Genomic DNA, 20956 nt, shown 5'->3' with positions numbered 1-20956 from the left:
CCGGACTGGCAGCATGCGCCCGGGTGCCCGTGCCGCCTCGCACGATCCTCTCAAGACCGCGCAAAGAGGTCACGACCCCCTCGTCAATCCAGGTGGTGCCGTGTTTGTTGCTGTTTGGTATCAACACTAGGACATCGGGTTTATTTCCCACTGGACAGCAGTCTGCTAGCGATCCGCACCTCAGGGGACAGCTGGGACAGAAGATCGGCGAGCTCCTCGCCGGCCTCCTTGAGCTCCTCCACCGACATCGGCTCCAGCCGCTCCAGCAGGAAGATCGCGTTCGTGGTCTCCTCGGTGAGGCGCGTGCGCACCACCTGACGCCAGTTCCAGCGGCGGCAGGTGACGCCGACGTCGTCGCGCCAGATCACCTCGCCCGGCTCCGGCGTGCCGAGGGCCTCCTCCGACGCCTCGTCGCCGGCGGCCCTGACCAGTCGCGCCGGGCCGACGTAGCGGTCGAGGTCCTCGCCGCCGATCGGCAGCGCGTGCTTCACGCTGATCGAGTTGTACGCGTCCACGGCCCGGTTGATCTCCGGCAGCGGCATGCGCCGGGTGAGGGCGTCGACCGAGGGCCGGGTCCGCTGCGGCTTGGCCCCGAACGCGCGGTAGGCCTCCTTCCACGCCTCGATCTTCACGCTCTGCACCTCGCACTCGGAGGCCGCCGCCAGCCAGGCGCGGGAGCGGTCGTCGGTCGGCCCGTTGTGGAGCCCGTGCGCGGTCATGACCAGGACCGCGAAGTCGGGACGTAGTTCGAAGACGGCGTCGTCCACCCAGATGTCATCAAGCACGCCGCCCAGTTTATGAGCCCGGCAGTACCGCCAAATTCCCTTTGCAAAATTGTCTTTGCGGTTTAGGGTTGGCGTTGTGGAGGAGCAATACAAGATCAGCGATCCGCAGGTGCTCAAGGTGGTCGCCCACCCGCTGCGGGTGCGCCTGCTCGGCCTGCTGCGCACCGACGGCCCGGCCACGGCCAGCGAGCTGGGCCGCAAGGTCGGCGAGAGCTCCGGCTCGACCAGCTACCACCTGCGCGAGCTGTTCAAATACGGCTTCATCGAGGAGGACGACGAGCAGCGCGACGGGCGCGAGCGGCGCTGGCGCTCCCGCCACCGCTACACCTCGTGGGACGCCGTCGAGATGTCCGGCACCGCCGAAGGGCGCGAGGCCGTCAGGATCATGCACCTGCGCCAGGTCGAGATGGTCGGGCGGGTGATGGAGGAGTTCGACCTCGCCGACTGGCCGCGCGAGTGGGTGGACGCCTCAGGAATGAGCGACCACATCCTCCAGATGCCGCCGGCCGCGTTGCGCGAGTTCCACGACAAGGCCGAGGCGCTGCTGCTCGACCTGGCCGCCCGATACGCCGACGACCCCGAGGCCAGGCTGGTCCACGTCTGGATGGGGTCCGTGCCGCGCACACGACAGGAGGACCCGTGACCGCTCCCTCGGCATTACGCCGCTACCTGCTCGTCTGCTTCCTGACCTGGCTGCCCCTCGGGCTCATGATGGCCTCCATGGTGCTCCTGCTGGCCGGGAGAGGTCTCAGCCTGGCGCAGATCGGCCTGGTGGTGACCGTGTTCTCGATCGTCACCGTCGGTCTGGAGTTGCCGACCGGCGGGCTGGCCGACGTCGTGGGGCGGCGCGTGGTGCTGGCCGCCTCCGCCGCGTTCCTGGCCGCGGCACTCGTGCTCATGAGCGTGGCCACGACGTTCTGGATGTTCCTGGTGAGCGGCGTGCTCAAGGGCGTCGCCAGGGCGTTGTCCAGCGGACCCGCCACCTCCTGGTACGTCGACACGCTGCACAGGATCGAAGGGCCCGGCGCCGACCTCAAGCCCGGGCTGGCCCGGGGCGGCGCGGTGGAGTCGGTGTCGCTGGCCGCCGGCGTGCTCGCCGGTGGCGCCCTGCCGCTCCTGGTGCCGCCTGAGCTGATGTTCCCGTTGGCGGCGCCGAGCCTGGTGGGCGCACTGGCCGCCGCTGTCCTGCTGGTCGTGGTGCTGCTCGCGCTGCCCGAGCCGGGGCGCGGGGCGCCTGGCGGCGCGTTGACTGGGCCGGGGCGCGGGGCGCCTGGCGGCGCGCTGAGCGAGCCCGCGCGTGCCCCCGGATCGCTCGGGAGCGTGCTGCGCGACGTGCCCGCCAGGGTCGCCTCCGGTGTGCGGCTGGCGGTCGGCGGCCCCGTCCTGCGTCGTCTGATGCTCGCGGCCGGGAGCTCCGGCGTGATGCTGATGTCCATCGAGCTGCTCACCCCGGGCCGCCTGGCCGAGCTGGCCGGCACTGCGGAGCAGGGAAGCATGGCGTACGCCGTGGTCGCCGCGCTCGGGTTCGCGGGCAGCGCCACGGGCAGCGCACTCGCGCCCCGCGTGGCACGGCTGGCCGGCGGCTCGGCCAAGGGCGCGATCGCGGGTGTCGTCCTGGCCGCACTATCGGTCGGCGCACTGGCCGCGACGGCCGGGCTGGGCGGCGCCGCTGGGCTGCTGACGGCCGGGGCGGCCTACGTCGCGCTGTTCGTCGGGCACTCCGTGGCCGGACTGCTGTGCCTGGAGATGACGCACAACGCGGTCACCGCCGCCGAGCGCACCACCGTGTCCTCGACGGCCTCGCTGGCCCTGCAGTCCGGCGGGATCCTGGGCAACCTGACGCTCGCCGCCCTGGCCACGCAGGCGGGCGTGGCCGCCTCCTGGGCCGTAGCCGCGACCGTGATGCTGGCCTCGGCCCTGCTGTTCGTACGTATGCCGGCGCCTATAGGCTCCAGTCCAGCTCCGGTCCTACCGGCACGATCCGGCTCGGGTTGATGTTGGTCTGGGTGATGTAGTAATGACGCTTGATCTGGTCGAAGTCGGTGGTCTCGCGGAAGGCCGGGATGGCGTAGAGCCTGCGCGCGTACGCCCACAGCGCCGGATAGTCGATCAGCCGCCGGACCGAGCACTTGAAGTGCGCGTAGTAGACGCTGTCGAACCTGGCCAGCGTCGTGTAGAGGCGCACGTCACTGTCGGTGAGGGTGTCGAAGAGGTAGTCCGACTCCGCCAGGCGCACCTCGAGGAAGTCGAGCGTGGTGAAGACCCGCGACACCGCCTCCTCGTACGCCTGCTGGTCACGGGCGAAGCCCGCCTCGTACACCGCGTTGTTGAGGCCGTGGTAGAGGCGGTCGTTCATGATGTCGATGTCGGGACGCAGGCGCTCGGGATAGAGGTTGGGGACGGTGCCCCATGACGTCTCCAGATCGAGGGTGATCTGCGGGAAGTCGTTGGTGACGATGCGCTTGTCCCGGGTGTCCCAGACGCAGGGGACGGTGTAGCGGCCCGTGTAGCCGGGGTCGGTCGCGTGATAGAGCTCCGACAGATACTCCGGGTCGCCATCGGGGATGCGCCAGCCCTTCTCGTCCCTGATGGGGTCGACGATCGTGACGTCCAGCAGGTCCTCCAGGCCCAGCAGTTTCCGTACGATCAGCACGCGCTGCGCCCACGGGCAGGCGTAGGAGGCGTAGACCCGGTACCGGCCGGGTTCGGGAGGGCCGATCCGTTCCGTGAAGCGGTTCGGCTGCCGGACGAAGCGGCCATCGCCTGAGATCTCGCGGCTCAGCTTCATGGCTCCCAGTAGAACACGATTCGGATCCAGAACTATATTCGGGTATGTGTCGAAATTCGTGGTGACCCCTGCCAGCATGGCGCAGCGGGAAGCGTGGACCGGCGGGACGATCCCGGACGTCGAGCAAGTACGCCCGGGACTGTGGTCCATCCCGGTGCCGATCCCGGTCAACCCGCTGCGGTACGTGCTGGTCTACGCCCTGGAGCTGCCCGGCGGCGTGGCCGTCATCGACGCCGGGTGGAACACCGACGAGGCCTACGAGGCGCTCGTCGCCGGCCTGGGCGTGGCCGGGTACACGATCACCGACGTCCAGGCCGTGCTCGTCACCCACATCCACCCCGACCACTACGGCCTGGCCGGGCGCGTCCGCGAGGCGTCGGGCGCCTGGATCGGCCTGCACCCGGCCGACGCGCGCCTGGTCCGCGAGCGTTACGACGACGCGGCCATCGACTCCCTGGTCCAGCGCGAGCGGGCGCTGCTGGCCCGCTGCGGGGTGCCGCCGCTGACGCTGGACGAGCTGGCCGGCGCGTCGATGATGATCAGGCACATGGTCTCCATGGCTGCGCCCGACCGGCTGGTGGAGGACGGCGACGAGCTCGGCCTGCCCGGTTGGGACCTGCGGGCGGTCTGGACGCCCGGCCACTCGCCGGGGCATCTGTGCTTCGTCTCGCCCGAGCGCAGGCTGCTGTTCTCCGGCGACCACGTGCTGGCCAAGATCACGCCGATCGTGGCCGTGCACCCGCAGTCCGGGCCCAACCCGCTGGCCGACTACCTCGACGCGCTGGCGGCCGTGCGCAAGCTGGACGTCGATGAGGTGCTGCCCGCGCATGAGTACCGGTTCCTGGAACTGGCCGAGCGGGTGGACCACGTGCTGGCGCACCACGACGGGCGGCTGGCCGAGATCGAGCGGGTCGTCGCCGGCGGCGACGGCGTGACATGCTGGGACGTGGCGACCCGGCTGAGCTGGTCGCGGCCGTGGGAGACGATCCCGCCGTTCATGCGGCGCGCGGCCAACAACGAGACCCTCGCCCACCTGGTCTGGCTGGCGGCCAAGGGGCGCGTGGTGCGGGTCCCCGGCGATCCGGAACGGTGGCGCCCCGCTGATCGGTAGGCCCGAGCCGAGTTATGGTACTCGTACTAGAACGTTGTTCTCCTGCGCTGGAGGTTCGATGCTTCGGTTCGATGACAGAGTCGCGATCGTCACGGGGGCCGGGCACGGCCTCGGCAGGGCGCACGCGCTCCTGCTGGCCGAGCGGGGCGCCAAGGTCGTGGTCAACGACCTCGGGGGCGCGCTCGACGGCACGGGCGCCTCGACCGGGCCCGCCGCCGAGGTGGTGGCGCTCATCACGAAGAACGGCGGGCAGGCCGTCGCCAACGCCGACAACGTCGCCACGCCGGACGGCGCCAGGGCCGTCGTGCAGGCCGCGGTGGACGCGTTCGGCACGGTCGACATCGTCGTCAACAACGCGGGGATTCTGCGGGACAAGTCGTTCGGGAAGATGACGGTCGAGGAGTTCGACGCCGTCATGGCGGTGCACGTGCGCGGGTCCTACCTGGTCAGCCAGGCCGCCTATCCGATCATGAAGGCGGCCGGCTACGGGCGCCTGGTCAACACGTCGAGCCCGGCCGGGCTGTTCGGCAACTTCGGTCAGGCCAACTACTCCACGGCCAAGATGGGACTGGTCGGGCTGACCAAGACGCTCGGGATCGAGGGTGCGCGCAACGGCATCAAGGCCAACGCCATCGCGCCCGTGGCCTGGACCAGGATGACCGAGTCGCTGCTGCCGGCCGAGTTCGAGGCCAAGTTCACGCCGGAACGGGTGAGCGCGCTGGTGGCATACCTGGTGCACGAGTCGTGCGAGGTCAGCGGCGAGGTGTTCACCGTCGGCGGAGGCCGGGTGGCGCGGGTGTTCGTGGCCGAGGGGCCGGGGTGGAAGGACGACGACATCACGCCGGAGTCGGTCGCGGGCAACTGGGAGTCGATCATGGCCGAGCAGCCGTACGTGCTGACGGCCGGAGACTCGATGAAGGCGATGATCTGACGCCCTATGCCGTCGTGGTACGGCCCGGTTGTCGTGCGGGCGCCGGTTCTCGTTGCAGGCGGGGGCCGGCGTTCGCGTGTGGGGCAGATCCCGAAATATCCCGGCTGATCGGCCTTTGTTCGATCTGTGGCAGAAGTTGGCGGAGTTTGGTCGATCCTCACTCTTGAATTGCCGCATCTGTGATCATATTGTCGCGACATGACCCCTCTGCCGGGCTCCGCCGGAGATGTGCTGACACTGATCAGCGCCGGTTCGGCGACGACCCGTTCCGATCTTGCGAGGCTCACCGGTCTGGCCAGGTCCACGATCTCCCAGCGCGTGGACGCGCTGATCGAGCGAGGCCTGGTGGAGGAGACCGAGAGCGGCGAGTCCACCGGTGGCCGGCCGCCGCGGCAGTTGCGCCTGCACACCGAGGACCACGCGTTCGCGGGCGTCGACCTGGGCGCCACCCACTGCCGGGTGGCGCTGATGGACATCTCCGGCAATGTGCTCGCCGAGTGCGAGGATTCGCTGCTGATCGACGAGGGCCCCGAGAAAGTGCTCGCGCACGTGGACCAGCGGCTCGACCGGCTGCTCGGCCAGGCCGGGCGGCCGCGGGCGGTGTTGCGCGCGGTCGGGATAGGGGTGCCCGGGCCGGTGGAGTTCGCCACCGGGCGGCCGAACAATCCGCCGATCATGCCGGGCTGGAACGACTACCCCGTCCCTGATTACTTCGACGGCGTGAACGTGCTGGTCGACAACGACGTCAACGTGATGGCGCTGGGCGAGCACCGCAACGCCTTCGCCGGCATCAACCACCTGCTGTTCGTCAAGGTCGGCACCGGCATCGGCTGCGGCATCGTGGCCGACGGCAAGTTGCACAGGGGCGCCCAGGGCTCGGCCGGCGACATCGGGCACATCAGGGTCAGCGGCCACGAGGACGCCGGCTGCCGGTGCGGCAACAGCGCGTGCCTGGAGGCCGTGGCCGGCGGCGCCGCGATCGCCCGGCGGCTGACCGAGCTGGGCCTCCCGGCCGAGACCGGCGCCGACGTCGTGGCGCTCGTGCAGTCGGGCAACACGCAGGCGCTGCGCCTGGTCAGGGAGGCGGGCCGGCTCATCGGCGAGGTGCTGGCCAGCCTGGTCAACTTCTTCAACCCCGAGGTCATCGTCATCGGCGGCGCCCTGTCGCGGGTGCACGAGCATTTGCTGGCCGGCATCAGGGAGACGGTCTATCGCAGGTCGCTCCCGCTGGCCACGCACCATCTGTCGATCACGCCGAGCCGTACGGGGATCAACGCGGCCGCGCTCGGGGCGGGGCTGCTCGCCATCGAGCACTACCTGTCACCGGACAACATCAACCGGATCGTCAACGCCTAGAGGAGTGGGACGTCCGATGCTGGTCATGAAGGGCATCGTCAAACAGTTCCCCGGCGTGCGCGCGCTGGACGGCGTCGATCTCGACGTGCGAGCGGGCGAGGTGCACTGCCTGCTCGGCCAGAACGGCGCCGGCAAGTCCACCCTGATCAAGGTCCTGGCCGGCGTGCACCAGCCGGACAAGGGCACCATCGTCTTCAACGGCGACCAGGTGCGGCCGAGCAGCCCCATCGACGCCATCAAGCTCGGCTTCGCCACCATCTACCAGGAGCTGGACCTGGTCGACGGGCTCAGCGTGGCCGAGAACATCTTCCTCGGCCACGAACACGGCCGCTTCGGCTTCGTCAACCGGCCGGCGGCCAGGAAGGCCGCCCGTGAGGTGCTGGAACGGCTCGGCCACCCGGAGATCCGGCCGTCGACCGAGGTCGGGCGGTTATCACCGGCGGCCAAACAGGTCGTCTCGATGGCCAGGGCGCTCTCCCACGACGCCCGCCTGATCATCATGGACGAGCCGTCCGCCGCTCTCGCCCACGACGAGGTCGCGAACCTCTTCCGCATCATCCGCGAGCTCACCGCCCAAGGCGTGGCCGTGGTCTACATCTCGCACCGCCTGGAGGAGATCCGCGAGATCGGCGACCGGGTCACCGTGCTGAAGGACGGCCGCACGGTGGCCGTCGGCCTGCCGGCCCGCGATACCCCCACCACCCAGATCGTCTCCCTCATGACCGGCAGGAACGTCGAATACGTCTTCCCGCCCCGCGGTGGCCGCACGCTGGGGGAGGAGGTGCTCCGGGTCGAGGGCCTGACCGCGCCGGGCGTCTTCCGCGATGTGTCGTTCTCCGTACGGGCGGGCGAGATCGTCGGGCTGGCCGGCCTGGTCGGCTCGGGTCGCTCGGAGATCCTGGAGGCGGTGTACGGGGCCCGCCCGGCCGCCGGCCGCGTCCTGCTCGAAGGGCGGCCGGTGCGCCGCGGCGTCGTCGGCACCGTCCGGCACGGCATGGGCCTGGCCCCCGAGGAACGCAAGGCCCAGGCTCTGATCCTCGACCAGAGTGTTACCGCCAACATCACGCTGGGCACCCTGCCGGGGTTCGCGAAGTTCGGCTGGATCGATCGCAAACGCGAGCGGAGCGAGGCCAAGCGGCTGTCGGACATGCTGGACATCCGGCCACCCGACCCCGAACGCCCGATCAGGAACCTGTCGGGCGGCAACCAGCAGAAGGCGGTGCTCGCCCGCTGGCTGCTCGGCGGCCGCAAGCTGCTCCTGCTTGACGAGCCCACCAGAGGCGTGGACGTGGGCGCCAGGGCCGAGCTGTACGCGGTCATCCACGACCTGGCCGAGCGGGGCATTGGCGTGCTGCTGGTCTCCAGCGAGGTGCCGGAGGTGCTGGGCCTGGCCGACCGGGTGCTGGTGCTGCGCGAGGGGACGGTGATCCACCAGGGTGACGCGGCGGACCTGGACGAGCATCGCGTACTCGACATGATCATGAATGGGAGGGCGGCCTGATGAGCGAGCCCACAACGAAGGGGCCTGTCGCCGGATCGGCCGTGGCTTCGGTGAGCCGCTTCGGTCTCGGTGAGATGCGACATCTCGGCCTGCTGGCGGCGCTGGCGATCCTGGTGGTGGTCGGCCTGGTCACCAGGCCGGACAACTTCGCCACCGCGTCCAACCTGGTCAGCATCCTGTCGCTGGCCGCCACGATCGGCGTGATCACGGTCGGGGCCACGTTCGTGATCATCGGTGGTGGCATCGACCTGTCGGTGGGCGCGGTCATGGCGCTCGCCTCGGTCTGGGCCACCACCTTGGCCACGCAGTCGTACGGGCCCTGGGTCATGGCCATGTGCGCGATCCTCGTCGGCACCGGCGCGGGGCTGGTCAACGGGTTGCTGATCTCGTACGGGCGATTGGTGCCGTTCATCGCCACGCTCGCCATGCTGGTGGCCGCCCGAGGGCTGGCGCAGCGCATGTCCGACCGCAAGACGCAGCTCATCCAGCCGGAGAACTCCGCCCTCGTGGACCTGTCCACCCAGCGGTTGCTCGGCGTCCCGCTGCTGGTCTACATCTTCGCTCTGGTCGTGGTGCTGGGGTGGATCATGCTCAACCGCACGACGTTCGGGCGGCGGACGTACGCGGTCGGCGGCAACCCCGAGGCGGCCCGGCTGGCCGGCATCGACGTCCGCAGGCACACGATGCTGCTCTACGCCCTGTCCGGGCTGTGCTGTGGCATCGCCGCCATTCTGATCATGGCGAGGACCACGACAGGCTCGTCCACCCACGGCGACCTGTACGAACTCGACGCCATCGCCGCCGTGATCATCGGTGGCACGTTGCTCACCGGGGGGCGGGGGACGATCGTGGGCTCGATCCTGGGCCTGCTGATCTTCACCCTCATCACCAACCTGTTCATCCTCAACGGCCTCAACACCAGCGACCAGCTGATCGCCAAGGGCCTGATCATCGTCATCGCCGTCCTTCTCCAGCGGCGGAACTTGAAGGAGAGAGCACCATGAGTGAGAACGTCGCGCGCAGGGGATTCCTCGTCGGCGGGGCCGTGCTCCTGGCGGCCGGCTGCACCAGCAACGAGCCCGCGGCCGGGCCCACCACCGCGGCCCCCGCCCCGGCCCCCGCGGCCAGCGGCAACGACCAGCCGGGGACGAAGGTCACCATCGGCTTCTCCGCGCCGGCCGCCGACCACGGATGGATCGCGGCGATCGCGAAGAACGCCGAGGCCACCGCGAAGCAGTATTCCGACATCGACTTCAAGCCCGTCGAGCCCACCAACGACATCAACCAGCAGATCTCGGCCGTCGAGTCGTTGATCGCGGCGAAGGTCAACGCGCTGGTGATCCTGCCGAACGACGGTCAGCAGCTGAACCAGGTCGCGCTGCAGGCCACGGAGGCGGGCATTCCGGTGATCAACCTCGACCGGATTTTCCCCGACAAATTGGCATATCGGACCTGGGTCGGCGGCGACAACTACGGCATGGGCGTCGCGGCCGGGCACTTCATCGGCAAGCAGCTCAAGGACAAGGGCGTGGCGAACCCCGTGATCGTCGAGATCCAGGGCATCGCCACCCTGCCGCTGACACAGGACCGCACCAAGGGCTTCGCCGACGCGCTGAAGACGTACGGGTTCAGCGTCACGGCCAAGCAGGACGCCAAGTTCACGGTCGAGACCGGCAACCAGGTGGCCACGTCGCTGCTCCAGGCGCACAAGAAGATCGACGCGCTCTGGAACCACGACGACGACCAGGGCGTCGGCGTGCTCGCCGCGATCAGGGAGGCCAGCCGCGACGAGTTCATCATGGTCGGCGGGGCGGGCTCGCTCAACGCGATGAAGGAGATCCAGTCGGGCACGTCGGTGCTGCAGGCCACCGTCACCTACAGCCCGACCATGGCCTCCTCGGCGATCAAACTGGCCCGCTTGATCGCGCAGGGGAAGGGCATGAGTGATCTGGTGGAAAACCAGGTGCCACAGTCCATCACGCTCGCATCGGAGACCATCACCAAGGATAACGTCGAGAAGTACCTGGCACTTGGCTTCGAATCCTGATCGGGGGTTGCATGTCACACAAGACCACCATCGGCGTGGGAATGGTCGGCTACGCGTTCATGGGCCGCGTCCACTCACAGGCCTGGCGCAGCGTGGGGGCCTTCTTCGACCTGCCGCTCGCGCCGCGCATGGCGGCGCTGGCCGGCAGGTCGAAGGAACGCACCGAGGCGGCCGCCGCGCAGCTCGGCTGGGACGCCGTAGAGACGGACTGGAGAGAGCTGATCAAGCGCGACGACGTGCAGATCGTCGACATCTGCACGCCCGGCGACTCGCACGCCGAGATCGCCATCGCCGCGCTGGCCGCCGGCAAGCACGTAATCTGCGAGAAGCCGCTGGCCAACACCGTCGACGAGGCCGAGGCCATGGTGCGCGCCGCCGCCGCGGCGCCGGCTTCGGTCAAGAGCATGGTGGCCTTCAACTACCGGCGGGTGCCCGCGGTCGCGCTCGCCCGCCGGTTCGTGGAGGAGGGCCGGCTCGGCGAGATCAGGCACGTGCGGGCGCAATACCTGCAGGACTGGATCGTCGATCCGGAGTTCCCGCTGGTGTGGCGGCTGCAGAAGGACAAGGCCGGGGCCGGGGCGCTCGGCGACATCGGCTCGCACATCGTGGACGCGGCCGAGTTCATCAGCGGGCAGCACATCGTGGGTGTGTCCGGGCTGATGGAGACCTTCATCAAGGAACGTCCGCTGGCGGGCGAGTCGGCCGGGCTGGGCGCCTCCCGTACGGACGCGACGGGGGAGGTCACCGTCGATGACGCCGCGTTGTTCTTCGGCCGGATGTCGGGCGGGGCGCTGGCCTCGTTCGAGGCCACGCGGTTCGCCACCGGCCGCAAGAACGCCATGCGCATCGAGATCAACGGTCAGCTCGGCAGCCTGGCGTTCGACTTCGAGGCCATGAACGAGCTGTGGTTCAGCTCCGGTGGCGGCGGCTTCGAGCGGATCCTGGTCACCGAGCCCGATCACCCCTACGTGGGCGCCTGGTGGCCGCCCGGGCATGGGCTCGGCTACGAGCACACCTTCACCCACGAGATCAAGGACTTCCTGGAGGCGATCGCCACCGGAGCCGACCCGTCGCCGTCGTTCGCGGACGGTCTCCGGGTGCAGCGGGTCCTGGAGGCGGTAGAGCGGAGCGCGGCTGACGGCAGCCGCTACACGAACGTGGAGGATTGACTCATGCGACCAGTCACACTGTTCACCGGACAGTGGGCCGACCTGCCGTTCGAGGAGGTCTGCCGGCTGGCGGCTGAATGGGGCTACGACGGGCTCGAGATCGCCTGCTCCGGCGACCACTTCGACGTGGGCCAGGCCATGGCGGACCCGTCGTACGTGGAGCAGAAGCACGCCCAGCTCGACAAGCACGGCCTCAAGGTGTGGACGATCTCCAACCACCTGGTCGGCCAGGCCGTCTGCGACCACCCCATCGACGAGCGGCACAAGGGCATCCTGCCCGCCCGCATCTGGGGCGACGGCGAGCCCGAGGGCGTGCGGCAGCGTGCCGCCGAGGAGATGAAGAACACCGCCAGGGCCGCGTCACTGCTGGGCGTGGACACGGTCGTGGGCTTCACCGGCTCGTCCATCTGGCACACGGTCGCCATGTTCCCGCCCGTGCCCGCCTCGGCGATCGACGCGGGCTACCAGGACTTCGCCGACCGGTGGAACCCGATCCTCGACGTCTTCGACGAGGTCGGCGTACGTTTCGCGCACGAGGTCCACCCGAGCGAGATCGCCTACGACTACCACACGACCGTGCGCACCTTGGAGGCCATCGACCACCGGCTGGCGTTCGGGCTCAACTGGGACCCCTCGCACATGGTCTGGCAGGACCTGGACCCGGTGGGCTTCATCCTGGACTTCAAGGACCGCATCTACCACGTGGACTGCAAGGACACGCGCATGCGCGTCGGCGACGGCCGCCGCGGCCGCCTGTCCTCCCACCTGCCGTGGGCCGACATGCGCCGCGGCTGGGACTTCGTCTCGACCGGACGCGGCGACGTGCCGTGGGAGGACTGCTTCCGCGCCCTCAACTCGATCGGGTACGAAGGCCCGATCTCGATCGAGTGGGAGGACGCGGGCATGGACCGGCTGGACGGGGCGAAGGAGGCGCTGGGCTACATTCGCAAGCTCAACTCCATCACCCCGCCCACCACGGCCTTCGACGCTGCCTTCTCCACGACGTAGAGAGCCGCAAAGGAAGGCGCCGGAACGCTCGCCGTTCCGGCGCCTTTCCTTGGAAGGTACGTCTCAGTCCATGAGGACGATCTGGCGCAGGACCTCCCCGGCGCGCAGGGCCGCCACCGCGTCGTTCAGGTCGGCGAGGCGGATGCGGGCGCTGATCATCGACTCGAGGTCCAGCTGGCCGGCCTTGTGGAGCTTGGCGAAGTACGGGAAGTCGTGCCGCACGTCCGCCTCGCCGTACAGGCTGGACAGCAGGTTCTTGCCCTCGAACAGCAGGCTGAACGCCGAGATCGACACCATGTCGTCCATCGCGCCCGCGCCGACCACGATGACGTCGCCGCCCTGCCGGGTGATCTGCCACGCGCTCTGGATGGTGGCCGACTTGCCGACCACCTCGAAGCCGTAGTCGAAGCCCGAGCCGCCGGTGAGCTCGTTGAGCGCGTCAGGCACCTGCTCGGGCGTGACCGCGTGCGTCGCCCCGACCTTCTTGGCCAGCCCGTGCTTGGACTCCAGCGGGTCCACCGCGAGGATCACCCTGGCGCCGGAGACGCGGGCGCCCTGGATGACCGACAGGCCCACGCCGCCGCACCCGATCACCGCGGCCGTGGACCCCGGGCGTACCTTCGCGGTGTTGAGCGCGGCGCCCACGCCGGTCGTGATGCCGCAGCCGATCAGGGCCGCCGCCTCCCACGACACGTCCGGGTCGATCTTGATCGCGCCCTGCCAGGGAACGACGATCTCCTCGGCCCACGTGCCGCAGCCCGCCATCCCGAACGCCGTCGCCCCGTCGCCGCCGAAGCGGAAGTTGCCCTTGGTGAAGCCCTCGATCACGTACTTCATGCACAGGTAGGGCTGGCCGCCCAGGCACAGGTCGCACTCCTGGCAGGCCGGCCGCCAGTTGATCACCACGTGGTCGCCGGGCTGCAGGGAGGTGACGTGCTCGCCCACTTCGACCACCTCGCCCGACCCCTCGTGGCCGGGGACGAGCGGCACGGGTTGCGGCAGCACGCCCGACATGGCCGACAGGTCCGAGTGGCAGACGCCTGTGGCCTTGATCCGCACGCGGACGTCCGTCGGGCCCACCGGGGCCAGCGTGACGTCGTCGCGGATCTCGAGCTTGTCGTTGCCTACGGCGTGCAGGATCGCGGCGCGCATGGGGGGTTCCTCCTCCGGCTCGAAGGCTGGGTCCTCGAGGGGGTCCTCGAGGGGCTATTCCTCGATGGACAGAGCGGCTTTGGGGCAGGACCTGACCGCGTGGCGGACGCGGTCCTGCAACTCAGGGGGTGGTTCTGGAAGAAGGATGTGCAGCTGGTCGTCGTCGTCCACGTCGAACACCTCCGGCGCGAGCCCCATGCACACGGCGTTGGCCTCGCAGACCAGCTCGTCGACCTTGACCTTCATGTCAGCCTCCTGTGGTCCCATGAGACCACTTTGGTGCGCTCGACGACGTACGCAACCCGCTTGCGCCCGGTCTGCTCCACATACGGGCTCAGCAGCTCGTCCGGCACCCCAGGAGTCATCCTGCGGGCGACCATCATCCCGATGGCCATGACGCCGTCCCGGTCGGCGATCGGCTCGGCCTTGCCGTATACCAGGACGCCGCGCAGTTGGTCGTAGTCGTCACCGGTCTCGATCAAGCAGCTTACCCGCGGGTCGCGGGCCAGGTTGCGGGCCTTCTGCGCCTTCGCGTATGTCCAGAAAGCGATCCGGCCGGCGTCGAGGCCGTAGAACATGGTGACCAGGTGCGGTGTGCCATCCGGGTTGATGGTGGCCAGTTGCAGCTTGCGTGAGCTCTCCAGGAAGGCGGCGAGGTCGTCGTCCGACATCGCGATGCGAGCGCGCTGGTTCACGTGCCAAGTAGAACAGGTTCCAGAAGTTGGCTGCAAGAGTTCCCCGGAATGTTGTTCGGTTCGGCTAGGGTTCCGTCGTATGACGATGCCGTCAGCGCTGCTTTACGCAGCGAAGCATGCCAAGGGGTTCATGCCGGACAACGAGGGGCTGGCGCTGTTCGCGGCAGCCTGCCAGTACGGCAAGCTCGGGCCCATCTGCGAGATCGGCACCTACTGCGGCAAGTCCGCGATCTACCTCGGCGCGGCCGCCAGGGAGGCGCGCTCCGTGGTGGTCACCGTGGACCACCACCGTGGCTCCGAGGAGATCCAGCCGGGGTGGGCGCACCACGATCCGACGCTGATGGACATCCGGTTCGGGAAGATGGACTCGCTGCCGACCTTCCGCGCCACGATCGCCGCGGCGGGTCTCGAGGACGAGGTGATCGCCGTCGTCGGCAGGTCGGAACGGGTGGCCGGGCTGTGGAACACGCCGCTGGGCATGCTGTTCATCGACGGCGGGCACTCCGAGGAGCCGGTCACCCGCGACTACGAGGGCTGGGCGCCGCACATCATGCCGGGTGGGGCGCTGATCTTCCACGATGTCTACCCCGACCCGGCCGGCGGCGGTCAGGCGCCTTACCGGGTCTATCGGCGGGCGCTGGAGTCCGGGGCGTTCGGTGAGGTGTCGGCGGAGGGCTCGCTCCGCGTGCTGGAACGCGTCGGTCCCGGCATCTAGCCGACCTACCGGCGGACCCCTGTATTCCGCCGTTCCCGGGACTGGCCTTGCGCTCCTTCGCTGCCCTCCGCACTTCGGCGGAGGTCCTTTGAGAGGAGAGCCGAGGTCGGCGGAGGTCCCGTGGGTGGCCGGAGTGCCGGCGGAGGCCCCTCGAGTGGCCGGAGTGCCGACGGAGGTTCCTTGGGTGGCCGGAGTGCCGACGAGGGCCCTTGGGTGGGCGGAGTGCCGGCGGAGGTCACTTTGGGAGGGGCACAGGGCCGGCGGTCGTCTGGACGGTGTGGCGGCGGGTCCAGGAGTGCCGGGTCTGGGACTGCCAGCGGCGGAAGTCCTCGTGCGTACGGGCCTGGTGCCCGAGCGCGATGAGCGCCCGGTCGGTCCACGCGGCCGCCTCCTCCGGCGCGGCCCCCGCCAGGATCGACGCGGCCTGCGCCGTGTGATCCGGCACCATCCCCGACCGCAGCCGGGCGGCCACGGCGAACGCGCACCCCTGCGCCAGATGGGCGCGGAACCCGTCGGCCCCGGCGTGCTCGGTCAGCCACCACAGCTCGTCGGCCTCGGCGCCGCCCGTGTACGCGGCCGCGAACCCGACCCCGCTCCACAGATCGGCCCGCCGCACCGCGGGAAAGCCTCCGATCCTGGCCGCGACGTCGTCGGGCGAGCCGCAGTCGTGGTACCAGAGCAGCCGCCCGAGTCCCTGGTCGAACACGGCGCAGTGGGCTCGGCTGAACAGGTCGGGCATGGTCCGCTCGCCGATCATGCGATCGGCCCTGGCCAAACTCCACTGGAAGCCGAACCCGTCCACCGCCAACCACCGCAGCAGCGGATGGGCCTGCCGGGCGCCCCGCATGGGACGCAGGCGCACCATGGCGTACCCGCGGCCGGCGCCGAGGTGGGCGGCGTGCCGGTGGTGCTGGGCGGGGCCGGCTAGTAGCTCGTGAAGGCGCCGGCCCCGGGTCAAGGTGAGCAGGTCGAGGACGGTGCAGGCGGCCGCCGCCCCTTCGTAGCCGAAGGGCCGCTGCTCAGCCGGGATCTCCTCGACCTTCTCTACTTCTTTCGACATCATCGCGTTAAAACCGAAAACGAAGGATTTTTCGGCTTTCGCGAAGACCGTCCGACAAGCTCCGTGTCTGATCCGGAACCTGCGCCGGCTCAGATCGCACTCCAGCGGATCCTTGATCAGGAACCTCCGCAGCCCCGTCGCCGCGGTCAGCGTCGGCTCGGTCCCCGCCTGGTCCAAGAACGATGTTGTGCCCGTGTCGCCCACGCTTCCCCCGAAGACGCATCGTACGGCCACTACGAAGCTAGTGACCCCATTGCGCCCGTCATCGGCGACGCACCGGATTTCCCCGGCAAAGAACCGGCAAAAGGCCTTGCGGCGCCGGTCAGTGGACCTGCGGGGGCAGCAGCGGGGCCGAACAGCCGCACACGTCGGGGTCGAACACCGACGTTCCCGCGATGTCGCGGAACAACCCGGCTCCGGGGGACGACTCCAGCAACGCGTCCGCCGCCAGGACCACGGCCGCGGCCGTGTAGCCGGAGCGCTCGTACGGGAAGTGCTTGCGGTTGGCGAACTGCCACCCCGTCCAGTACGAGCCGTCCTCGTGCCGCAGATGTTGCACGTCGGCGAACAGCCGGACCGCCCGCTCCCGATCCCCGAGCGCGTCCAGCGCCAGCACCAGCTCGCACGTCTCGGCCCCGGTCACCCACGGCTGGTCGGACACGCACCTGATGCCGAGCCCCGGCACCACGAACGTCGCCCACTCCCGCTCCAGCAGCTCGTACGCCTGCTGCCCGCGTACCGCGCCGCCGAGCACCGGGTAATACCAGTCCATCGAGAAACGACTCTTGTCGGCGAACGCCTCGGGATGCGCCGTCAGCACGTGCGCCAGCCGGTCGGCGGCCAGCTCCCAGTGCGGCTGCGGGTCGCCCAGGTGGTCGGCCAGCCGCACGCCGCACCGCAGCCCCTGGTGGATCGAGGAGCACCCGGTGAGCAGGGCGTAGGCGGCATCTCTGCCCTGAGCGTCCCGCTCCCAGACGATCTCGCCCCGCTCGGTCTGGAGCCCGGCGACGTAGTCGAGCGCGGCCTTGACCATGGGCCAGCTGTCCTCGGTGAAGCCCTGGTCGCCTGTGACGAGATGGTGGTGCCAGAGGCCGACGGCGATGTAGGCGGCGTGGTTGCTCTCCCCGCCCAGCTCGGCCGGGACGCCGTCGACCAGCTTCATCGGCCAGGAGCCGTCGGCGCGCTGGTGACGGGCCAGGTACGCGTACCCGCGCCGGACCGGCTCGTCGAGGCCCGCGACGGACATCGCCATCAGGCACTCGATGTGGTTCCACGCGTCGACGTGCCCCTCCGGCCACGGGACGCCGCCGTCCTCCTGCTGCATCGCCGCGATGCTCTCGGCCGTCCGCACGACCTCGGCGTGGGAGATCATGGCTTCCGGACGTACAGGACCACGCTCTTGCCGATGATCGGATTGAGCACGGCCTCGGCGATCCTGGTCGCGGCGGGGCGCTTCATGATGTCCCAGACCAGCAGCTCGTGGTACGCCTTCGCGAGCGGATGGTCGTCGTTGTTGACGCCGACCGCGCACTTGATCCACCAGTAGGGGGCGTGCAGCCCGTGAGCGTGGTGGTGCGGGCCGATCTCGAAGCCGGTGGACTTCAGCTTGGCCGACAGCTCCGCCAGCGTGTAGATCCGCACGTGCCCGCCGGGGGCGGTGTGGTAGTCCTCGTCCAGCGCCCAGCAGATCCGCTCCGGCAGGAAGCTCGGGACGGTGATCGCGGCCGTGCCGCCGGGCTTGAGCACGCGGAAGATCTCCCGCATGGCCGTCATGTCGTCCGGGATGTGCTCCAGCACTTCGGCTGCGATGACCCGGTCGAAGGCGCCGTCCTCGAACGGCATGTCGAGCGCCGTGCCCTGGACGGTCTGGCCGGTGGCATCGGGCGGCACCTCGCCCGCCTTGTCCATCGCCGCGAACATGGCCGCCACGTTGTCCAGCTCCGACTGGTCCATGTCGAACGCGATCACGTCAGCCCCGCGGCGCAGCACCTCGAAGGCGTGCCGGCCGCCCCCGCAGCCCAGGTCCAGCACGCGCGTGCCGGGGCCGACGGGAAGCCGGGCGAAGTCGACAGTCAGCACTATTTCTCCTTGTGGGCCTGGATGGCCTCGCGGTACGCCTCGACGGTCTTCTTGGCCACGACGTGCCAGGTATAGCGCTCCATGACGCGGTCGTATCCCGCCTGGCCCACCCGCTCGCGCTCCTCAGGCGAGTCGTGCAGGCGGCGCAGCACCGCGGCCAGCTCCTCCGGGTCGCCCGGCGGCACCTGGACGGCCGCGTCGCCCACGACCTCGGGCAGCGCGCCCGTACGGCTGGCCACGAGCGGCGTGCCGCAGGCCATGTGCTCGACGGCGGGCAGGGAGAAGCCCTCGTACAGCGAGGGCACGACCGAGATCTCCGAGGTGGCGATCAGCTCGCCCAGCTCCTCGTCGGTGATGCCGTGCACGAACCGCACCCGGTCCTGCAGCGACAGCTCCTGCACGAGCTGCTCGGTGGGGCCGCCCGGGGTGGGCTTGCTGACCACGGTGAGATGCACGTCGCGCTCGGTGGCCAGCTTGGCCACGGCGCGCAGGAGCGTCGAGACGCCCTTCATGGGGGAATCGGCGCTGGCCACCGCCACGATCGAGCCCTTGCGCCTGGGCTTGCCGGGGCGCGGGTGGAAGTAGCGGGTGTCCACGCCGAGCGGGATCAGCCGCATGTTGGCCTGCGGGACGTTGAAGTCGCGGTGGATGTCGGCCAGGGACGACTCGCTGACGGTCAGGATCGGGCTGAGCCGGGGCGCGACGCGCGACTGCATCTTCACGAACCCGTACCAGCGGCGCATGGTCAGCCGCTTCGCGCCGGTGGCGGCCTCGAGCTCGATGCGCCGGTCCACGCTGATCGGGTGGTGGATGGTGCCGACCACAGGGAAGAGCTTCTGGATGCCGAGCAGGCCGTAGCCGAGGGTCTGGTTGTCCTGCACGACGTCGAAGTCGCCCACCCGCTTCTTCAGCTCGCGGTAGGCGCGCAGCGTGAACGTCAAGGGCTCGGGGAACCCGGCCGTCCACATCGTGCCGACCTCGAGCCAGTCGATCCAGTCGCGGTATTCGTGCAGCTTGGGCGTCCTGAACGGATCCTCGTCGCGGTAGAGGTCGAGGCTGGGCACCTCGCGCAGGATGACGCCCTCGTCCAGCTCGGGGTAGGGCTGGCCGGAGAACACCTCGACGTGGTGTCCGAGCGCGACCAGCTCGCGGCTCAAGTGGCGGAGATAGACACCCTGCCCACCACAGGTGGGCTTGCTGCGGTAGGACAGCAGCGCGATCCGTAGCCTTCGCTCCGGCACGGACACCCCTTTCACCGCTGATTAGATCATGAATGATGACCTTAGCCCGAGAAGGCTACCATTCGGTAGGTCGTCTGGAATTGTTCACAACGGCTTCCACAGGCCGTGCGAACTGCGACGTTACTGTAACCGAGCGTGGTTCGGTGGAACACGTTCTAGGGGGCTTGATGCTCTTTCCAGGCGCTTAGCTGTACATTCCCGTCACAAAGGGATGCGGTACCCGATCGTTGGAGGACCCTTGGCCAGGCGCGCTCTGATCACCGGCATCACCGGCCAGGATGGTTCCTACTTAGCGGAGCACCTGCTCGAGCAGGGGTATGAGGTCTGGGGGCTGGCCAGGGGGCAGGCGAACCCGCGGGTTTCGCGGATGCGCAAGCTGCTGTCCGACGTGCAAGTGGTGCGAGGTGATCTGCTGGACCAGGGGTCGCTGATCTCGGCTGTGGAACGGGTTCAGCCGGACGAGGTGTACAACCTGGGCGCGATTTCGTTCGTCCCCATGTCGTGGGAGCAGGCCGAGCTCACGGCCGAGGTGACCGGGATGGGCGTGCTGCGCATGCTCGAGGCGATCCGGGTGTGTTCGGGGGTGTCGCGGGGGGCTGCGGGCGGCCCGTACGGACAGATCCGCTTTTATCAGGCTTCATCCTCTGAGATGTTCGGCCAGGTCAGCGAGACCCCGCAGACCGAGCGCACCGCCTTCCACCCGCGTTCCCCGTACGGCGTGGCCAAGGCCTATGGGCATTTCCTCACCCAGAACTATCGCGAGTCGTACGGCATGTTCGCCGTGTCCGGGATCCTGTTCAACCACGAGTCGCCGCGCCGCGGCGCCGAGTTCGTGACCAGGAAGGTGTCGCTCGGGGTGGCCAGGATCAAGCTCGGTTTGGCTACGGAGCTGCGGCTGGGCAACCTGGAGGCACGGCGGGACTGGGGGTTCGCCGGGGACTATGTGAAGGCCATGCAGCTCATGCTCCGGGCCGGCACCCCTGAGGACTACGTGATCGGCACCGGGCGGATGAAGTCGGTCAGGGAGCTGGTGGAGGCGGCGTTCAGCGCGGCGGGGCTGGATTGGGAACGCTACGTGGTGACCGACCAGACGCTGCACCGGCCGGCGGAGGTGGACCTGCTGTGCGCGGATCCGAAGAAGGCGCGGTCGCAGCTGGGGTGGGAGCCGAAGGTGGCTTTTGATGAACTGGTCGCGATGATGGTCGAGGCTGACTTGAGGCTCCTGTCGGATGGCGGCGACCCCGATCAGGACAGTTCCTGGCCGTAAACCTCTGACAGCCCTTCACCGACTGAGCGCCGTTACGGTGCGCAAGGGGCA

Annotated in this window: 21 protein-coding genes; 12 read left to right on the top strand and 9 right to left on the bottom strand. The window is 69.4% G+C overall.

What is annotated here, in order from left to right; translation table 11 throughout:
- Positions 1-140 precede the first annotated feature (140 nt).
- Positions 141-785 (bottom strand): B3/B4 domain-containing protein, encoded by a 645-nt coding sequence (locus tag Q9G87_RS14255; RefSeq protein ID WP_305916787.1) that lies wholly within the window; start codon positions 783-785, stop codon positions 141-143.
- A 76-nt stretch (positions 786-861) separates the two neighbouring features.
- On the opposite strand from Q9G87_RS14255, the gene Q9G87_RS14250 reads away from it, so the two are divergent.
- Positions 862-1428, top strand: coding sequence for a winged helix-turn-helix domain-containing protein (locus Q9G87_RS14250; RefSeq protein ID WP_305916786.1), 567 nt, complete (start codon positions 862-864; stop codon positions 1426-1428).
- On the top strand, positions 1425-2780 hold the full coding sequence (locus tag Q9G87_RS14245) for an MFS transporter (protein ID WP_305916785.1): 1356 nt from the start codon (positions 1425-1427) through the stop codon (positions 2778-2780). Before Q9G87_RS14250 ends, Q9G87_RS14245 begins: the two co-directional genes overlap by 4 nt.
- Here Q9G87_RS14245 and Q9G87_RS14240 read toward each other — a convergent pair.
- Entirely contained in the window at positions 2728-3573 is an 846-nt protein-coding gene (locus tag Q9G87_RS14240) for a glutathione S-transferase family protein (RefSeq protein WP_305916784.1), read from the bottom strand. The genes Q9G87_RS14245 and Q9G87_RS14240 overlap by 53 nt on opposite strands.
- 46 nt (positions 3574-3619) lie before the next feature.
- On the opposite strand from Q9G87_RS14240, the gene Q9G87_RS14235 reads away from it, so the two are divergent.
- From Q9G87_RS14235 to Q9G87_RS14200, 8 genes are all read left to right on the top strand, one after another.
- Positions 3620-4684, top strand: a complete 1065-nt coding sequence (locus Q9G87_RS14235) for an MBL fold metallo-hydrolase (RefSeq protein WP_305916783.1) — start codon at positions 3620-3622, stop codon at positions 4682-4684.
- A 58-nt stretch (positions 4685-4742) separates the two neighbouring features.
- Entirely contained in the window at positions 4743-5615 is an 873-nt protein-coding gene (locus tag Q9G87_RS14230) for an SDR family oxidoreductase (RefSeq protein ID WP_305916782.1), read from the top strand.
- A gap of 198 nt (positions 5616-5813) precedes the next feature.
- Positions 5814-6971 (top strand): ROK family transcriptional regulator, encoded by a 1158-nt coding sequence (locus Q9G87_RS14225; RefSeq protein WP_305916781.1) that lies wholly within the window; start codon positions 5814-5816, stop codon positions 6969-6971.
- A 16-nt stretch (positions 6972-6987) separates the two neighbouring features.
- A complete protein-coding gene (locus Q9G87_RS14220; protein WP_305916780.1) occupies positions 6988-8472 on the top strand; it encodes a sugar ABC transporter ATP-binding protein in 1485 nt (494 codons plus the stop codon).
- Positions 8472-9476 carry an ABC transporter permease gene (locus Q9G87_RS14215; protein WP_305916779.1) on the top strand — a complete coding sequence of 335 codons (1005 nt, stop codon included), beginning with the start codon at positions 8472-8474 and terminating at the stop codon, positions 9474-9476. Before Q9G87_RS14220 ends, Q9G87_RS14215 begins: the two co-directional genes overlap by 1 nt.
- Positions 9473-10519, top strand: coding sequence for an ABC transporter substrate-binding protein (locus Q9G87_RS14210; protein WP_305916778.1), 1047 nt, complete (start codon positions 9473-9475; stop codon positions 10517-10519). Before Q9G87_RS14215 ends, Q9G87_RS14210 begins: the two co-directional genes overlap by 4 nt.
- Before the next feature lie 11 nt (positions 10520-10530).
- Positions 10531-11688, top strand: a complete 1158-nt coding sequence (locus Q9G87_RS14205) for a Gfo/Idh/MocA family protein (protein ID WP_305916777.1) — start codon at positions 10531-10533, stop codon at positions 11686-11688.
- 3 nt (positions 11689-11691) lie between these two features.
- Entirely contained in the window at positions 11692-12696 is a 1005-nt protein-coding gene (locus Q9G87_RS14200) for a sugar phosphate isomerase/epimerase family protein (protein ID WP_305916776.1), read from the top strand.
- Positions 12697-12759: 63 nt separating this feature from the next.
- Here Q9G87_RS14200 and Q9G87_RS14195 read toward each other — a convergent pair whose 3' ends face one another.
- From Q9G87_RS14195 to Q9G87_RS14185, 3 genes are read right to left on the bottom strand one after another with little or no spacing between them, the layout of a single operon-like run.
- Positions 12760-13848 (bottom strand): Zn-dependent alcohol dehydrogenase, encoded by a 1089-nt coding sequence (locus tag Q9G87_RS14195; RefSeq protein ID WP_305916775.1) that lies wholly within the window; start codon positions 13846-13848, stop codon positions 12760-12762.
- Positions 13849-13902: 54 nt separating this feature from the next.
- Positions 13903-14094 (bottom strand): ferredoxin, encoded by a 192-nt coding sequence (locus Q9G87_RS14190; protein ID WP_305916774.1) that lies wholly within the window; start codon positions 14092-14094, stop codon positions 13903-13905.
- Positions 14091-14543 (bottom strand): pyridoxamine 5'-phosphate oxidase family protein, encoded by a 453-nt coding sequence (locus Q9G87_RS14185; protein WP_305916773.1) that lies wholly within the window; start codon positions 14541-14543, stop codon positions 14091-14093. The genes Q9G87_RS14190 and Q9G87_RS14185 overlap by 4 nt, the downstream gene beginning before the upstream one ends.
- Before the next feature lie 79 nt (positions 14544-14622).
- Between Q9G87_RS14185 and Q9G87_RS14180 the strand changes: the two genes are divergently transcribed.
- On the top strand, positions 14623-15258 hold the full coding sequence (locus tag Q9G87_RS14180; RefSeq protein ID WP_371825768.1) for a class I SAM-dependent methyltransferase: 636 nt from the start codon (positions 14623-14625) through the stop codon (positions 15256-15258).
- Positions 15259-15493: 235 nt separating this feature from the next.
- Here the strand turns inward: Q9G87_RS14180 and Q9G87_RS14175 are convergent, their stop codons facing one another.
- The 4 genes from Q9G87_RS14175 to Q9G87_RS14160 all read right to left on the bottom strand — a co-directional run bounded on the left by Q9G87_RS14175 (position 15494) and on the right by Q9G87_RS14160 (position 19644).
- Positions 15494-16522 (bottom strand): DUF1702 family protein, encoded by a 1029-nt coding sequence (locus Q9G87_RS14175; RefSeq protein ID WP_305916772.1) that lies wholly within the window; start codon positions 16520-16522, stop codon positions 15494-15496.
- Positions 16523-16640: 118 nt separating this feature from the next.
- Entirely contained in the window at positions 16641-17690 is a 1050-nt protein-coding gene (locus tag Q9G87_RS14170; protein ID WP_305916771.1) for a glycoside hydrolase family 15 protein, read from the bottom strand.
- Positions 17687-18397, bottom strand: coding sequence for a class I SAM-dependent methyltransferase (locus Q9G87_RS14165; protein WP_305916770.1), 711 nt, complete (start codon positions 18395-18397; stop codon positions 17687-17689). The genes Q9G87_RS14170 and Q9G87_RS14165 overlap by 4 nt, the downstream gene beginning before the upstream one ends.
- Positions 18397-19644, bottom strand: coding sequence for a glycosyltransferase family 4 protein (locus tag Q9G87_RS14160; RefSeq protein ID WP_305916821.1), 1248 nt, complete (start codon positions 19642-19644; stop codon positions 18397-18399). Before Q9G87_RS14160 ends, Q9G87_RS14165 begins: the two co-directional genes overlap by 1 nt.
- Before the next feature lie 232 nt (positions 19645-19876).
- Here Q9G87_RS14160 and Q9G87_RS14155 point away from each other — a divergent pair, with 232 nt between their 5' ends.
- Complete coding sequence (locus Q9G87_RS14155) at positions 19877-20905, top strand: GDP-mannose 4,6-dehydratase (protein WP_305916769.1); 1029 nt, start codon at positions 19877-19879, stop codon at positions 20903-20905.
- Positions 20906-20956: the final 51 nt, after the last annotated feature.

Origin of the sequence: Nonomuraea turcica (genome assembly GCF_030718205.1) — a bacterium.
In the GTDB taxonomy this organism is placed as follows: domain Bacteria; phylum Actinomycetota; class Actinomycetes; order Streptosporangiales; family Streptosporangiaceae; genus Nonomuraea.
The sequence above is the reverse complement of the archived record's forward strand: the minus strand, read 5'-3'. Positions and strand labels throughout refer to the sequence as shown.